This is a genomic window from Burkholderia sp. APQ4-4ca, assembly GCF_057837105.1.
In genome coordinates, this window is the sequence record NZ_JBYQCG010000059.1 from 57,362 (window position 1) to 71,537 (window position 14,176).

Annotated in this window: 20 protein-coding genes; 19 read left to right on the top strand and 1 reads right to left on the bottom strand. The window is 65.9% G+C overall.

Annotated elements, in window-relative coordinates:
* Positions 1-6 precede the first annotated feature (6 nt).
* From AC3IFE_RS02075 to AC3IFE_RS02160, 18 genes are all read left to right on the top strand, one after another.
* On the top strand, positions 7-291 hold the full coding sequence (locus AC3IFE_RS02075; RefSeq protein WP_489189447.1) for a ubiquitination-like system serine protease family protein: 285 nt from the start codon (positions 7-9) through the stop codon (positions 289-291).
* A gap of 264 nt (positions 292-555) precedes the next feature.
* Positions 556-1,923 carry a DUF2213 domain-containing protein gene (locus AC3IFE_RS02080; RefSeq protein WP_489189448.1) on the top strand — a complete coding sequence of 456 codons (1,368 nt, stop codon included), beginning with the start codon at positions 556-558 and terminating at the stop codon, positions 1,921-1,923.
* 10 nt (positions 1,924-1,933) lie between these two features.
* Entirely contained in the window at positions 1,934-2,440 is a 507-nt protein-coding gene (locus AC3IFE_RS02085; protein WP_059638717.1) for a structural cement protein Gp24, read from the top strand.
* Between the two features lie 69 nt (positions 2,441-2,509).
* On the top strand, positions 2,510-3,601 hold the full coding sequence (locus AC3IFE_RS02090) for a DUF2184 domain-containing protein (RefSeq protein ID WP_489189449.1): 1,092 nt from the start codon (positions 2,510-2,512) through the stop codon (positions 3,599-3,601).
* A gap of 1 nt (position 3,602) precedes the next feature.
* Entirely contained in the window at positions 3,603-4,070 is a 468-nt protein-coding gene (locus tag AC3IFE_RS02095; RefSeq protein WP_489189450.1) for an STY1053 family phage-associated protein, read from the top strand.
* 63 nt (positions 4,071-4,133) lie between these two features.
* Positions 4,134-4,517 (top strand): DUF4054 domain-containing protein, encoded by a 384-nt coding sequence (locus AC3IFE_RS02100; RefSeq protein ID WP_060009937.1) that lies wholly within the window; start codon positions 4,134-4,136, stop codon positions 4,515-4,517.
* A 28-nt stretch (positions 4,518-4,545) separates the two neighbouring features.
* A complete protein-coding gene (locus AC3IFE_RS02105; RefSeq protein WP_241301011.1) occupies positions 4,546-5,025 on the top strand; it encodes a hypothetical protein in 480 nt (159 codons plus the stop codon).
* A gap of 46 nt (positions 5,026-5,071) precedes the next feature.
* Positions 5,072-5,449, top strand: coding sequence for a phage protein NinX family protein (locus AC3IFE_RS02110; RefSeq protein WP_489189451.1), 378 nt, complete (start codon positions 5,072-5,074; stop codon positions 5,447-5,449).
* An 87-nt stretch (positions 5,450-5,536) separates the two neighbouring features.
* Complete coding sequence (locus tag AC3IFE_RS02115; RefSeq protein ID WP_489189452.1) at positions 5,537-5,908, top strand: hypothetical protein; 372 nt, start codon at positions 5,537-5,539, stop codon at positions 5,906-5,908.
* A 4-nt stretch (positions 5,909-5,912) separates the two neighbouring features.
* On the top strand, positions 5,913-6,503 hold the full coding sequence (locus AC3IFE_RS02120) for a phage neck terminator protein (RefSeq protein WP_489189453.1): 591 nt from the start codon (positions 5,913-5,915) through the stop codon (positions 6,501-6,503).
* 9 nt (positions 6,504-6,512) lie between these two features.
* The gene (locus tag AC3IFE_RS02125; RefSeq protein WP_489189454.1) at positions 6,513-7,988 is read left to right on the top strand and encodes a DUF3383 domain-containing protein; all 1,476 of its coding nucleotides are present in this window, start codon (positions 6,513-6,515) and stop codon (positions 7,986-7,988) included.
* A 15-nt stretch (positions 7,989-8,003) separates the two neighbouring features.
* On the top strand, positions 8,004-8,444 hold the full coding sequence (locus tag AC3IFE_RS02130) for a phage structural protein (protein WP_489189455.1): 441 nt from the start codon (positions 8,004-8,006) through the stop codon (positions 8,442-8,444).
* 2 nt (positions 8,445-8,446) lie between these two features.
* On the top strand, positions 8,447-9,010 hold the full coding sequence (locus tag AC3IFE_RS02135) for a phage tail assembly chaperone (RefSeq protein WP_275934296.1): 564 nt from the start codon (positions 8,447-8,449) through the stop codon (positions 9,008-9,010).
* A 35-nt stretch (positions 9,011-9,045) separates the two neighbouring features.
* On the top strand, positions 9,046-9,201 hold the full coding sequence (locus AC3IFE_RS02140) for a DUF6889 family protein (RefSeq protein ID WP_420888351.1): 156 nt from the start codon (positions 9,046-9,048) through the stop codon (positions 9,199-9,201).
* A complete protein-coding gene (locus AC3IFE_RS02145; protein WP_489189456.1) occupies positions 9,194-11,188 on the top strand; it encodes a mannosyl-glycoprotein endo-beta-N-acetylglucosamidase in 1,995 nt (664 codons plus the stop codon). Before AC3IFE_RS02140 ends, AC3IFE_RS02145 begins: the two co-directional genes overlap by 8 nt.
* The gene (locus AC3IFE_RS02150) at positions 11,185-11,760 is read left to right on the top strand and encodes a phage baseplate protein (protein WP_081075304.1); all 576 of its coding nucleotides are present in this window, start codon (positions 11,185-11,187) and stop codon (positions 11,758-11,760) included. The genes AC3IFE_RS02145 and AC3IFE_RS02150 overlap by 4 nt, the downstream gene beginning before the upstream one ends.
* Positions 11,760-12,077: a phage baseplate plug family protein gene (locus tag AC3IFE_RS02155; RefSeq protein WP_275934298.1), complete on the top strand. Its 318-nt coding sequence runs from the start codon at positions 11,760-11,762 to the stop codon at positions 12,075-12,077. Before AC3IFE_RS02150 ends, AC3IFE_RS02155 begins: the two co-directional genes overlap by 1 nt.
* On the top strand, positions 12,074-13,042 hold the full coding sequence (locus AC3IFE_RS02160) for a phage protein (protein ID WP_275934299.1): 969 nt from the start codon (positions 12,074-12,076) through the stop codon (positions 13,040-13,042). The genes AC3IFE_RS02155 and AC3IFE_RS02160 overlap by 4 nt, the downstream gene beginning before the upstream one ends.
* On the opposite strand, the gene AC3IFE_RS02165 is transcribed toward AC3IFE_RS02160, so the two are convergent.
* A complete protein-coding gene (locus AC3IFE_RS02165) occupies positions 13,039-13,416 on the bottom strand; it encodes a hypothetical protein (RefSeq protein ID WP_275934300.1) in 378 nt (125 codons plus the stop codon). The genes AC3IFE_RS02160 and AC3IFE_RS02165 overlap by 4 nt on opposite strands.
* A 3-nt stretch (positions 13,417-13,419) precedes the next feature.
* Here AC3IFE_RS02165 and AC3IFE_RS02170 point away from each other — a divergent pair, with 3 nt between their 5' ends.
* Positions 13,420-14,169: a Gp138 family membrane-puncturing spike protein gene (locus AC3IFE_RS02170; protein WP_489189457.1), complete on the top strand. Its 750-nt coding sequence runs from the start codon at positions 13,420-13,422 to the stop codon at positions 14,167-14,169.
* Positions 14,170-14,176 lie beyond the last annotated feature (7 nt).

Genomic DNA, 14,176 nt, shown 5'->3' on the forward strand with positions numbered 1-14,176 from the left:
GCGAAGATGAAACGGGACAGCCGCGGATCGTTGCTGTTCGAGTGCCCGTGCGGTGAGCTGCACGTCGTCTATCCGCATGGTTGCGATTCTCCGAACCCGGCGCGATGGAGTTGGAACGGCAGCGTCGATGCCCCGACGTTGTCGCCGTCGATCCTCGTATCGTGGCCCGGCCCCGGCGACCGCCGGAACGTCTGCCATTCATTCATCACGGATGGCCGGATCCAGTTCTGCGGTGACTGCACACACGAATTGGCCGGGCAGACGGTCGAGATTCCCGACTGGGTGGACTGAGCATGCCGACACATCGAACGACGTTGCGGGTGCGGGTGCGCACCGCATGGTGGTTGCCGCTGTACGTCCAATTCACGGCCGCCAGGTGTCGGCTCATGCGCACCAAGCCAGATTACGAGCGAGTCCGCAGCGTCATCGCGCGCGGCGTCCGAACCAGCATCGAAGACTGATATGCGCATTTTCACCACTGACCACGCGTGCACGTGCGGCGCGCATGCGCCGCGCGCCCGCGCGCACACGCGCGACGGCATCACTGCATCGGGCGTGTACGCGACCGAGCAGCTCGGCGAGAGGCAGTCGATCACGCCGGAAGGCTTCCTGCTCTGCGAGGCTGTGCCGATCGCGCGCGTCGGCGCGCAGGACTACGCCTATTTCGAGCTGCCGGAGATCGAGGCGAAGGACGGCGTCATCGTCGCTGAGCGTACGGCCGACGTGCTGTTCAGCCCCGAGACGCTCGCCAGCTTCGAAGGCAAGCCGATCACGATCGACCATCCGCCGGACTTCGTGACGCCGGCGAACTACATGTCGGTGGCGCGCGGCACGGTCCGCAACGTGCGGCAAGGCGAAGGCGACCAGGCCGAGCTGATGCTTGCCGACCTGCTGATCACGGACGCCGAGGCGATCCGGCGCGTCCAGAGCAAGGGCGCCGACGCGCTCACGCAGGTCAGCAACGGCTACGACGCCGACTACGAACAGATTGCGCCTGGGCGGGCGCGACAGGTGGTGATCGTGGGCAACCACGTCGCCCTCGTGAAAAGCGCCCGCTGTGGCCCCGTGTGTTCGATCGGGGATAGCAGTTCCAACCTACTCCCGACAGGAGATGCAAGCATGGCAACCAAGAAAGGCTCCAAGTTCGTCGACGCGTTGCGCAAGGCGTTTATGACGCGCGATTCCGAAGCGTTCGAGAAGGTCGCGAGCGAGATGACCGGCGACGAAGGCGGCGAGGGTGGCGACGGCCAGCCCCAGATTCACATCCACATGCCCGGTACCGGCACCGATCCGAAGGCGGCTGTCTCCGCGACGGGCGACGATGGCGCGGGCGGTGGCGAAGGCGATCCGCTGAAGCAGGTCCTCGACGCGATCCAGGCCACGAACGGCAAGATCGACGCGCTCGCCGACCGTGTGACGAAGCTCGAAGGCGGCGGCACGCAGACCGGCGACGGTGACGGCGATGACGACGATCTGGACGGCACCGGCACGATGGACAACGACGGTGCCGGCGAAGGCGACGACGACAAGACCGGCGCACGTACCGGCGACAGCACCGCACTGCGCGACCAGTTCCAGGACGCGCTCTCGCGCGCCGAGATCCTCGCGCCGGGCGTGCGACTGCCGACGTTCGATGCGAAGGCGGTCCGCAAGAAGACGGTCGACGCCATCTGTGTGCTGCGCCGCCGCGCGCTGCGCGCCGCGCTGGAAAACGAGAACGCCGAACTGGTCAAGTCGGTGGTCGGCGGCGCGAACGTCGCCAGCATGACCTGCGATTCCGTCGCGGCGTTCTTCAACGCTGCGTCGGAGGTCATGCGCAGCAAGAACTCCGGTGTGACGCAGCGCCGGACAAATGATTCCACTCAGCCCGAGCGGAAAGACATCAACGAAATCCACGCGGAATTCTGGAAGGTCCGCAAGTAAAGGAGCCGACATGCCTTCGTATCAAGCCTATCAGTACCGCATGCCGGCGGGCTTCCCCGGCGACCTTCAACGCGCCGAAGTCGCGACGATCGAGACGCAGCTGATCGACCCGGCGGCACCGCCGACCGCGTTCGGCGTTCCCGTGAAGATGGTGAACGGCAAGATCCAGCCGATCAACAACGCCGCCGACACCGCGGTGTCCGTGTACGGCGTGAACCTCCGCGCGTACCCGATTCAGGGCAACGGCACGGATCCGCTCGGCACGTCGACGCCGCCGACGAGCGGCCCGACCGACATCCTGAAGCGCGGCTACTTCGACGCCGCGCTCGGCGGCACCGCACCGGCCACGAAGAACGGTACGGTGTACGTGCGCGTCGCGGCGGTCGCCGCCGGCAAGCCGCTCGGCGGTTTCGAAGCGGCCGCAGACGGCACGAACACCGTCGCGATGCCCTCGAACTGGTACTTCACCGGTCCGGCCGACGCTTACGGCATCGTCGAGATCGCCGTCAACATCTGATCCGGCGCTGAACAGCGCTTCACCCGAAGCCCCGCAATCGCGGGGCTTTTGCATTTCTGGAGCCATTACATGGACATGTCCGAACTGAAGCACCTGCGCCGGGCCGGGGCCTCGATCCCGATGTCGGCGGCCGTCGCAGATGCGACGCGCCGGCTGGTCCGCGCACGTACGCAGGACCAGCAGTACACCTACGATCGCGCGACGATCGACTCGACCGGCGCGTTCCTCGTCGGCCAGCTCGAACGCCTCGACCAGACGCTCAACGAGCCGCTCGTCGAGTACACCTGGTCACGCGACATCTACATCCGCAGCGACGTGTCGGCGGCTGACGAAGTCGCGTCGTTCACGAACTCGGCGTTCGGGATGAGCGGCGGCATCAACCCGAACGGCCTGAACTGGATCTCGAACGAGGGCAACGCGATCGCTGGCCCGTCGGTCGACATCGGCAAGACGCCGCAGCCGATGCGTCTGTGGGGTGCCGAGGTCAAGTACACGGTGCCCGAGCTCGTGAAGTCCCAGGCGCTCGGCATGCCGATCGACTCTCAGAAAGTCGAAGCCATGAACATGAAGCGCAACATGGACCTCGACCAGATCGTCTACTACGGCGATCCGCAACTGAACTTCACCGGCCTGGTGAACTCGATCGGCGCCGTCGGCAGCGTTTCGAACGTTGCGAACGGTGCGGCCGGCACACCGCAGTGGAACACGAAGACGCCGGACGAAATCCTGAAGGACGTCAACGAAATCCTGACGTCGGCGTGGCAGGCCACCGGCTGGAAGGTGAAGCCCAATCGCCTGATGCTTCCGCCGGCCACGCTCGGTGGTATCGCATCGCGCATCATCAGCAATGCCGGCAGCAAGTCGATCCTGACCTATCTGCTCGAGAACAACATTTGCACGCAGCAGGGCACGCCGCTGGAGATCCTCGAGCTGAAGTGGCTGATCGGTGCCGGCGCGGGCGGCACGCAGGGGCAGCTCGGCACCGTGGACCGGATGGTCGCGTACAACAGCGACAAGAAGTACGTCCAGTTCCCGATGACGGACCTGCAGCGTACGCCGCTCGAGTACCGCTCGCTCTACCAGATCACGACCTATTGGTCGCGGATCGGTCAGGTCGAGTGGCGCTACGGCACGACGGCCGCTTACCGGGACGGGATCTGACATGGCGAAGATCAACGTTCTGACGGCGTTCACGATCCGGCTGGCCCACGAGGGCGAGGAAGTCGTCCGCCGCGTCGAGGCCGGTGTGCAGGAGGTCGAGGATTTCATCGCCGACCACTGGTACGCGAAGGCGCACACGGGCCCGCTACCGGAGAAGTCCGGCGATTCGGGCGGCTCGCAAGACGGCGAGGCGGATCAGGCTGCTGCGCTGGCAGCAGCGAAGGCCGACCTGCAGTCCGAGTCGGACCGCCTCGAAAAGCTGCGTGTCGAGCTCGACACGTTCAGCAAAGGTCTGGACGAACGCGCGGCGGCGCTCGATGCGCGTGAAGCTGCTGTTGCGGCGAGCGAGCAGGATCTCGCCGCGCGGGTCGCGGCCTTCGAGGCGGCCCAGAAGGATGCCGCGGCGGCCGCGAAGGATGGCGCAGCCGACGGCGCGCCCCAGAAGTCCGGCAGCGGGAAGAAGGCATAATGGCCTCCCGGCGCCGCGCCATGCAGGCGCGCGCCGGGCATCCGAATTTTGGCAAGGTGACACGTGGATATCGCCCAGTTCCGACAGTCGTTCCCCGAGTTCGACGATACGACGACGTACCCCGACTCGCTCGTCCAGTTCTGGATGACCGTCGCGGTGTCGCTCGTCAACGCTGACCGGTGGGGCGAGCTGACCGATCTGGGTATCGCGCTCGTCACCGCGCACCACCTCGCGCTCGCGCTGAAGGACCAGAAGACGGCCGCCGTCGGCGGCGTGCCGGGGCAGGTGACCGGGCCGCAGTCGTCGAAGGCCGTCGACAAGGTGAGCGCGAGCTACGACACCGCGGCCGTTGCCATCAAGGACGGCGGCTTCTGGAACGCCACGATGTACGGCGTTCGCTATCTCAGTCTGGCGCAGATGATGGGCTCGGGCGGCATTCAGCTGTAACGCTGCCGCCGCCCATCGGGAGAATCCCATGGACGGCATGAAAATCGACCGCCTCGACGAGGTGCTGAAGTCGATCAGCGGGCTCGTGCAGAAAGAAGTGCTCGTCGGCGTGCCCGACAGCACCGCCGGCCGCAAGGACGAAGGCGAGCCGCTCAGCAACGCCGAGATCGGCTACATCATGGAAAACGGCTCGCCGGCCAACAACATCCCGGCGCGCCCGCACCTGGTGCCCGGCGTGCAGGACGCGCGGCCGAAGTTCGAGCCGCAGCTCCAGAAGGGCGTTGAAGCGGCGCTCGATGGCGACCTCGAACAGGTCGAGCGCCGGCTAAAGCTGGCGGGTCTTGCGGGGCAAAACGGCGTGCGCGCGAAGATCAACAGCAACATCGCTCCCAAACTCGCCGACTCGACGCTGGCCGCGCGCCGGCGCCGCGGCGTCACGCGCGAGAACACGCTGGTAGACACCGCTCAGTATCGAAACGCGATCACGTACGTGGTCCGCAAGAAGTAGAATTGCGGAAGAAGCGGCCGCGTTGCATTCGTACGGAGGGCGGGACTTGAAGGTTTTGAAACTGACGGGCGCGTTGCTCGATTACTGGGTGGCTAGGGCAGAGGGTATCGAAGCCGAACGTCTTTCTGTGCGGCTTACACCGGAGGCCATTGAGGATGCGTGCGTCCGAGACGACATTTTCAAGTTCAATCCGTCTGAGAGTTGGACGCTCGGCGGCCCGATCATCGAGCGCGCCCGCATTGGGTTCGCGCAGATGTTCTTCCGGGGTCCCCCCGGTGGTTGGACTGCATACGTCAATGCACGAGGTACCGTGGTAGGTCTGGATGGAGATTTCGATGCAGACGGGCCGACGCAACTGATCGCTGCCATGCGCGCCTACGTCGCTTCGAAATTTGGCGATGAGGTTCCAGACGAGCCAGCCTGACCTGAGAAGTTCAACCAAGGCACGGGCAATCAGCCTGTGCATCGAAAGAACCCGCTTCGGCGGGTTTTTGCTTTTCTGGGGTATCGCATGGCCTTCCTCGACGTTACCGACGTCCTGCTCGACCCGGATTTCATGGACACGGGCCTGATCTGCAATCGCATCACGCAGACGGTCGACGTTCATGGCCGCGCACAGAACACCGCGGCATCGACGCCGTTCGCCGCCGTCGTGACGAGCGACAAGGGCGACATCCTGCATCGGAACGCCGACGGCAGCCGAATCATCGGCTCGATCACGCTGCACACGATGTTCCGGCTGATTGACGGCGGCACCGGCCACGACGCCGACGAAGTCGTGTGGGCTGGCCGCACCTACACCGTCGTCAACGTGAACGACTACTCGCACTTCGGTCGCGGCTTCGTCTGCGCGACGTGCGATCTGAAGCCCCTCTCAGGATGACCCCATGAACGACAGCTCGACCGGCGGATACGTGGCGCCAGCCGTCGATGCGCCGCCGGACGAGGACGATGCCCTTGACGATCTGGTCCACGACCTCATCGCGGGCATCGCGGCTCTGCCGCCTGACCTGGTGCGGCCGCGCTGGCAGCCGACCGTACCGAAGCAGCCAGAGCCGTCCGTCGACTGGTGCGCGTTCGGCGTCCAGGAGCAGGGGCCGGACGCCGGCCCAGCTATCGAGCACGACGGCGCTGGCGACGGGCACGACACGTACATCCGACATCAGGACGTCGACGTCCTGTGCACGTTCTACGGCCCGCGCGCGAAGGGTTACGCGCAGCGGCTCGCCGATGGCCTCGCGATGCCGCAGAACCGCGAGCAGCTCCAACTGCAGGAGATGGCGTTCGTCGGCGTCGGCGCGATCCGCCCGGTGCCAGACCTCGTCAACCAGCAGTGGGTGCGGCGCTACGACATGACCGTGACGCTGCGCCGCAAGATCACCCGGACCTACGCGGTCCTCAACCTCAAATCGGCCACCGTGGCGACGACGACTGACTCGTCGACGCCCGTGGCCGGCGTTTCGAACATCCACTCGTAGGGGACCAGCATGTCCAACGGATTGCCGGTATCGCGTCTGATCAACGTGACGATCAACCTCGCCGCGCTGGCGGCGCAGGGCGCGAACATGAACACCGGGCTGATTCTCGGCCCGTCGGCCATCATCGACACCAACGAGCGCGCGCGCTCGTACGGCGGCATCGATGAGGTGACGCCGGACTTTGGCACGAACACGCCGGAGTACTACGCCGCTGCGCTGTATTTCAACCAGGTGCCGAAGCCGAAGGAACTGTTGATCGGCCGGTGGGCGAAGACCGCAACGGCCGGCTCGTTGCGCGGCGGCGTGCTGTCGGCTGCGCAGCAGGACATTGCGGTGTGGGAGGCGGTCACGACCGGCGCATTCAGCATCACGATCGACGGTGCGGCGAAGTCCGTCACGGGGCTCGACTTTTCGGCACAGACCAACCTGAACGGCGTGGCGACGGTGATCAACGCCAAGCTGACGGGCGCGACTATCGCGTGGACCGGTTCGCAGTTCGTCGTGACGTCGAACACGACCGGCACGAATTCGAAGGTCGGCTATGCGACGGCGCCGGGCGCTGGCACCGACATCTCGGCGATGCTCGGTCTGACGAGCAGCCTCGCCGGCGTGCCGGCAGACGGTATCGCGCCCGAGCAACCGGTAGACGCGGCCGCGCTGTTCTTCGATCGCTTCGCAAACAAGTTCCTCGGTTTCGATTTCGCGGACGCTTCCATCACGGACGACCAGCACATCGCGGTCGCGAACCTCACCGAAGCCGACCAGCGGCACATCTACGGCATCACGACGCAGAACCCGCAGGTGCTCGACTCAACCGTGACGACTGACATCGCGAGCAAGTTGAAGGCGCTGAACCTGAAGTACACGATCGTGCAGTATTCGAGCTCGACGCCGTACGCCGTGTCGTCGCTGCTCGGCCGCCTGCTGACCGTGAACTTCGACGGCAACAACACGACGATCACGCTGATGTTCAAGCAGGAGCCGAGCGTCGTAGCCGAGCAGCTCACCAGCACGCAGGCGAACACGCTGCAGGCGAAGAACTGCAACGTGTTCGTGAACTACAGCAACGACACTTCGATCATCCAGTACGGCGTGACGCCGAGCGGCATCTACGTCGACTCGGTCTACAACGCGATCTGGTTCCGCAACCGCATCGAGACGGACGTCTACAACCTGCTGTACCAGAGCCCCACGAAGATCCCGCAGACCGACGGCGGCAACGCCCAGATCGCTGCGACGATCTCCGCGGCCTGCGAGGCGGGGGTGAACAACGGGTATCTCGCGCCGGGCGTGTGGAACTCGGCTGGCTTCGGCGCGCTGAACCAGGGCGACACGCTGGCACAGGGCTACTACGTCTACCAGCCGCCGATCGCGACGCAATCGCAGGCGGACCGAGAGGCGCGCAAGTCCGTCGTTTTCCAGGTCGCAGCGAAGGAAGCCGGCGCAATCCACAGCGTCGACATCCTCGTCAACGTCAACCGCTAATAGGGGAAGTTCAACATGCCGACTTATAGCTTTCAGGACGTCGCGGCGTCGATCGTCGGGCCGGGCGGTGCGTTCTCGCTCGGCTACGGCGAAGCAACCGCGGAAGAAGGCATCACGATCGTGCGCGCGGGCGACAAGAATACGATGACGATCGGCTCGGACGGTGAGGGCATGCACAGTCTGCATGCCGACAAGTCCGGGCAGGTCACGCTGCGATACCTCAAGACGGCGCCGATCAACGCGAAATTGATGGCGCTGTACGACGCTCAGTCGCTCGACAGCCGCCTGTGGGGCAAGAACCTGATCGAGGTTCGGCAGACGGCAGCGGGCGACGTGATGACCGCGCGCAGTTGCGCGTTCAAGAAGGCGCCCGACCTGAAGTACGCGAAGGACGGCGACACCGTCGAATGGGTCTTCGACGCGATCAAGATCGACAACATCCTCGGGACGTACTGAGCATGACGACCGAACTCAAACTGAACGGCGTGCGGTACGCGATCGGCAAGCTGAACGCGATGCAGCAGTTCCACGTGTCGCGTCGCATCGCGCCGATCATCCCTCCGATGATCCCGGTGCTGATGAAGTTCTACGCCGAGCTCGAGCAGGCCGACGTCGCGCGCGAGCAGGAGCGCACGAACGCAGCGCTCGCGGCGCTGGCCGAACGGGCGGAAGGCGCGGAAGCGTCGGCCACCGCGGCGCCGGCACCCGCGGCCGACCGCTCGCGCGAGCTGCTGTCGATGGTCGATGCGATCGCACCGGTGCTGCAACCGTTCGCCGACGCGCTGGCCGGCCTGAAGGACGAGGACGCTGAATACGTTTTCGGCACATGCCTGTCCGTTGTCGAGCGTTGGCAGGGCGCCGGCTGGGCGAAGGTCTGGAACCTCGCGCACAAGACGTCGATGTTCGACGACATCGGCATCGACGTGATGCTGCCGTTGGTCGTGCGCGTCGTGGTGGCGAACCTCGGCCCTTTTATCAGCGGGCTGCTTACCAGCCAAGCGAGCAGCCCGGCGGCGACGTAGGCTGGATCCGCACACTGCCCGGCGGCGAGGACTGGCTGCTCGCGCCTGTATCGCGCGGCTGGTGCAAGTACGAGTCGCTGCTGGACGGCACGCTTGGGCTCGACGACGTCGCGCTGATGAACGACGCGATCGCAGTCCAGGCAGATAACGAAGCGGCGTACCGCCGCAAGATGGAAAGAGAAAATGGCTGATTCGGTCGTCATCCGCGAGTTCCTGGTCGCGCTCGGCTTCAAGGTCGACGAGAAGGGCCTGAAGAACTTCAAGGAAGGCGTCGAAGGCACGACGAAGGGTGTCAAGCAGCTGATCGCAACGGTGTCGGGCGCCGCGCTCACGGTGAGCGCCGGCGTCGCCGCATTCGCGTCGAAGCTTGAGCGGCTTTATTTCGTGTCGCAGCGCACCGGCGCGTCGGCGACCAGCCTGCGCGGCTTCGAATTCGCGGCGCGGAACATGGGCGTCTCCGCCGAAGCGGCCACCGGCACGATCGAGAACCTCGCGCGGTTCCTGCGCAACAATCCTGCGGGCGAGGGTTACCTCGCGACGCTCGGCGTGCAGACGCGCAACGCGAACGGCGAGCTGCGCGACACGGTCGACATCATGTCCGACCTCGGGAAGTCGCTGGCGAACAAGCCGACGTGGCTCGCGAGCCAGTACGGCAACATCCTCGGCATCGACGAGAACCTGATGCTCGCGATGCGTAACGGGGACTTCGAGAAGCTCCTCGCGCAGTACCGCGAGATGTCGAAGTCGACCGGCCTGGACAAGGCGGCCGACGACTCGCACCGGTTCATGACGCAGCTGCGCGGGCTTGGCACGTCGTTCGAGAACCTCGGCATTCGCGTCGAGGGCGCGATGCTGCAGAAGGTCGGGCCCAGTCTCGATCGGTTTCAACGGTGGATGGACGCGCACGGCGACGAGATCGCCAATCGGATAACGGACATCGCCAACGCGGTCGTGAAGGCGGCCGCAGCGATGGGACCGCCGCTGGCCTGGCTTGCCGACAAGTTCGTCGAGCTCGATCGTGACACCGACGGCTGGTCGACCAAGATCCTGCTGCTTGGGGTGGCGCTGAAGGCGCTGGGCGTATTCAAGATCGCTGGCGGCATTCTGAAGATGGCCGGCGCACTGCGCGCCGCAGGCGCAGCCACGAGTACGGCTACTGCCGCCGGCGGCGGCCTGCTGACGGTGCTCGGAAGTCTCGCGACAGCGGCAGCCGCAGTCGGTGCCGCATTCGCGGGCTGGAAGATTGGCGATGCGTTGCGCGACTCCGTCGACGGTTGGATTTCAAAGGCGTCCGGCGGCCGGTTCCGCTCGATCTGGGATGTGCTGACCGGGAAGGATCGGCGCGGGCTCGACGCGACCGGCGGCTACACGCAGGCCGAGCTCGATAGTGTGCGGAAGGACGGCGGCGGTGGCGCGAAGTTGGCGTCGCCGCGCGGCTCTGCTGCTGCGCAGGCGCCAGCCGCGGCCGCTGCGTCAGGCGGCCTGGCCGGCGCAATGTCGCGGCTCGCCGACACTGCATTCGGCCAGCTGATCGCGCGCGGCGAGGGCGACTACAACAGCGTCAACCGTGGCGCGCGCGGTGGATACCGCTCCGGCACAGAGAACCTCGAAGGCATGACGCTGGCGCAGGTCATGGCGGCGCAGCGCGCCGGGCAGTTCAATGCCGCCGGCCGCTACCAGATCATCGGTAGCACCCTGGCGGAGGCGGCGCGCGGGTTGAAGCTGAACGGCGACGAGATGTTCGACCGCAAGCTGCAGGACCGGATCTTCGAGCAGTACCTTGTGCGCAACAAGCGCCGCGCGATCGCGGACTACGTCGAAGGGCGAAGCGACGATCTACGCGGCGCGCTACGCGCGGCGTCGCGCGAGTGGGCCAGCGTCGCCGATCCGGACACGGGCCGCAGCTACTACGCCGGCAAGGGCAACAACCGCGCGAGCATCACGGCGGCCGAGATGGAGGCCGCGTTGCGCAACACGCGCGCGACCTACCAGCCGGCCGGCGCGCTGGCCGCGCAGTCGGCGGCACGCGGTGGCCCCGCGAAGGTCGAGCTGCACCAGTCCACGCAGATCCACGTGACCGGCGCGGGCGACGCTTCGGCGGCCGGTCGCGCGGTCGAGCGCGAGCAGCGCGCGGTGAACGCAGACATGGTGCGCAATCTACAGGGGGTGATCGCGTGATCCTCGACATGATCATGATCTCGCCGAAGAAGATCGGCAGCATCACGGTGCAGGTCGCGATCGAAGAGGTCTACAACGACGAGCTGACGATCACCGAGCATCCGGTCGAGCAAGGGGCGCAGATCACCGATCACGCGTTCAAGCGTCAGCCGGATCTCGTGATGCGCTGCGGATGGAGCAACGCCGACTACGAAGCGCTGCTCGGCGCGGCGGAAGCGACGTTCGACGGCGGCGGCCTGCCGTCGGCGCAGTACGTCAACGCGATCTACTCGCAGTTGCTGGCGCTGCAGCAGGCACGCACGCCTTTCGACGTCACGACGAGCCGCCGCACCTACCAGAACATGCTTCTGCAGGGGTTGCGGCTCACGGTTGATGCGAAGACGTCGAGCGCGCTGATCCTGACGGCGACCCTCAAGCAGATCCGCATCGTGTCGACGCAGGTGACGAAGCTGCCGCCGCGCGAGAATCAGGCCGACCCGGCATCGACGGCTGAGACCGGCAACGGCGGTACGAAGGCCGCCATGCCGGCGACGCCTGCGCCGGGCGGGGCGGTGCCACCAGGGAATATGTGATGCCGAGCTATTTCGAGATTCCGTTTTCGCCGCGTCCGGAGCGCTTCACCGTGACGCTGAGCGGGACCGACTATCGGCTGACCGTCCAATACCGCAAGGCCGGCGGCGCGGGTTGGGTGCTCGACATCGCGGACGCCTCGGATAACCCGCTGGTGTCCGGCATCCCGGTGGTAACCGGCATCGACCTGCTCGGCCAGTACAAGCACCTGGGCTTTCAAGGCCGGCTATGGGTGCAGGGCGCCGCTGATCCCGACGACGTTCCGACGTACGAGGATCTGGGCATCGGATCGCATGTTTTCTGGGTGACGGACCAATGAGCGTTGAGCAGTTCGGGCGAAAGGTATCGCTGATCATCGGCTTCGACAGCGGCGAGGCGCTCGATCTGTCCGAGCTGCGGATCGTGTTCCGCGTGCAGCGGGGCGACCTGCAGACGCCTAACTCGGCGCGGATCCGCGTCTACAACGTGTCTGAGACGACGGCGCGGCGCGCGCAGAAGGAATTCACACGCGTCGTGCTGCAGGCTGGATACGAGGGCAACTTCGGGATCATCTTCGACGGCCAGATCAAGCAGGTGCGACGCGGACGCGAGAGCCAGACCGACACGTTCCTCGACATCACCGCGGCGGACGGCGACTCCGCGTACAACTTCGCCGTGGTCAACACGACGCTTGCGGCCGGCTCGGTCGCCACTGATCATGTGTCCGTGGCTACGGCGGCGATGAACCCGTACGGCGTGTCGCTCGGCTACATGCCGCAGGTGACGTCGAATCCGCTGCCGCGCGGGAAGGTGATGTTCGGGATGGCGCGCGATTTCCTGCGCGGGATCGCGAAGACGACGCAGACGGTCTGGAGCATCCAGGACGGCAAGGTGGTGATGGTGCCGGAGACGGCGTACATGCCCGGCGATATTCCGGTGATCACGTCGGCGACCGGCATGGTCGGGCTGCCGCAGCAGACCGCCAACGGCATCGAAGTGAAGATGCTGCTGAACCCGAGCGTGAAGATCGGCCGGCTGATCTGGCTCGACAACGCGAGCATCCAGCAGTACGAGTACAGCCTGAACGTCGGCCAGCAGGCCGAGAACGAGCGGATCGAGATGCAGGCGAAGCTGCAGGACGATGGCTTCTACTACGTGATGCTAGCGGAGGTGAGCGGCGATACGCGCGGCGAAGAGTGGTACACGAGCGTGACGTGCCTGGCGGCCGACGTGACGGTGCTGCCCGATTCGTTCAAGGATAAGGTGGCCGTGCCGCCCGCCGGCGTGATCAAAAAGTATGGCTAACGGCCGTAGGTCGGCAGCGCCTTGATCGTCATCGACGTGTTCTCGCCGTTGCGCTTCACGTCGGCGCGTGCGAGCACGTTGAGCGGCATCGACTTCGTTGGCATCGTCGGCACGATGATCACGGCGTCGCCGTCGATCGTTTCGCCCCAGCAACCTACGTCCCACACGCCGCGGTAGGACTCGTATCGCCGCATGTTCTTCGCGTTCGCGAGCGGCAGGTCGCACTTCTTCCCCGTGTACAGGATGGTCGGGAATCCGTTCTCGACGGTCAGGCCGACCTTCATGCCGGCGAACGGGTAGACGTAGGCGTCGTCAGCGACGGCGGCGAGCGGCGCGAGCAGCGCAGCGGTCAACAGCAGTTTTTTCATTTTCATCCCATGGATCGACGTGAAAGGGTAGGCGACCCGGAGGTCGCCCTGCGTGAGGCGTTCGACGGCGTGCGCGCGGGCATCTGGACGGCGATGCCCGGAATTATCCAGTCGTTCGAAAGCGCCGCCGACCGGCCGCCGACGTGCAGCGTCCAGCCGGCCATCAAGGCGCAGGTGCGCAGCATCGACGGCACCATCCAGAGCGTCGCGCTGCCGCTGCTGGTCGACTGCCCGGTCCAGTTCCCCGCTGGCGGAAATTGTACGTTGACGTTTCCGGTCAAGCCGGGCGACGAGTGCCTCGTCGTCTTCGCCTCGCGCTGCATTGATGCATGGTGGCAGTCGGGCGGCGTGCAGGAGCAGGCCGAGCTGCGCATGCACGACCTGTCGGACGGGTTCGCGCTGCTCGGCTTTCGATCACGGCCGCGCGCCCTCGTGGGCGTTAGCGGCACCTCGACGCAGCTGCGCAGCGACGACGGCGCGACGTACATCGACCTGAACCCGGCTCTGCAGAAGGTGAAGATCGTGGCGCCGGGCGGTTTCGACGTGGTCGCCCCGCTGTCCACGTTCTCTGCAGCCGTGACGATCACCGGCCTGCTGACGTTCGTCGGCGGCATGGTTGGCAGCGCGGTGAGCGGCGCTGCGGCGGTCTTCAACGGCGTGCTGAACGTGATCGGACAGATCACGGCGAACGGCAAGCGCGTCGACGACACGCACACGCACTCCGACCCGCAGGGCGGCAACACCGGCCCGGTCAACTGAGATTCCC

What these genes read in the sequence shown, in the direction of transcription:
- AC3IFE_RS02135 (WP_275934296.1), top strand. Translation starts at nt 8,447, where the DNA reads ATGACGACCGAACTCAAACTGAACGGCGTGCGGTACGCGATCGGCAAG.
- AC3IFE_RS02090 (WP_489189449.1), top strand. Translation starts at nt 2,510, where the DNA reads ATGGACATGTCCGAACTGAAGCACCTGCGCCGGGCCGGGGCCTCGATC.
- AC3IFE_RS02155 (WP_275934298.1), top strand. Translation starts at nt 11,760, where the DNA reads ATGCCGAGCTATTTCGAGATTCCGTTTTCGCCGCGTCCGGAGCGCTTC.
- AC3IFE_RS02125 (WP_489189454.1), top strand. Translation starts at nt 6,513, where the DNA reads ATGTCCAACGGATTGCCGGTATCGCGTCTGATCAACGTGACGATCAAC.
- AC3IFE_RS02115 (WP_489189452.1), top strand. Translation starts at nt 5,537, where the DNA reads ATGGCCTTCCTCGACGTTACCGACGTCCTGCTCGACCCGGATTTCATG.
- AC3IFE_RS02160 (WP_275934299.1), top strand. Translation starts at nt 12,074, where the DNA reads ATGAGCGTTGAGCAGTTCGGGCGAAAGGTATCGCTGATCATCGGCTTC.
- AC3IFE_RS02075 (WP_489189447.1), top strand. Translation starts at nt 7, where the DNA reads ATGAAACGGGACAGCCGCGGATCGTTGCTGTTCGAGTGCCCGTGCGGT.
- AC3IFE_RS02145 (WP_489189456.1), top strand. Translation starts at nt 9,194, where the DNA reads ATGGCTGATTCGGTCGTCATCCGCGAGTTCCTGGTCGCGCTCGGCTTC.
- AC3IFE_RS02165 (WP_275934300.1), bottom strand. Translation starts at nt 13,416, where the DNA reads ATGAAAATGAAAAAACTGCTGTTGACCGCTGCGCTGCTCGCGCCGCTC.
- AC3IFE_RS02130 (WP_489189455.1), top strand. Translation starts at nt 8,004, where the DNA reads ATGCCGACTTATAGCTTTCAGGACGTCGCGGCGTCGATCGTCGGGCCG.
- AC3IFE_RS02095 (WP_489189450.1), top strand. Translation starts at nt 3,603, where the DNA reads ATGGCGAAGATCAACGTTCTGACGGCGTTCACGATCCGGCTGGCCCAC.
- AC3IFE_RS02085 (WP_059638717.1), top strand. Translation starts at nt 1,934, where the DNA reads ATGCCTTCGTATCAAGCCTATCAGTACCGCATGCCGGCGGGCTTCCCC.
- AC3IFE_RS02120 (WP_489189453.1), top strand. Translation starts at nt 5,913, where the DNA reads ATGAACGACAGCTCGACCGGCGGATACGTGGCGCCAGCCGTCGATGCG.
- AC3IFE_RS02170 (WP_489189457.1), top strand. Translation starts at nt 13,420, where the DNA reads ATGGATCGACGTGAAAGGGTAGGCGACCCGGAGGTCGCCCTGCGTGAG.
- AC3IFE_RS02105 (WP_241301011.1), top strand. Translation starts at nt 4,546, where the DNA reads ATGGACGGCATGAAAATCGACCGCCTCGACGAGGTGCTGAAGTCGATC.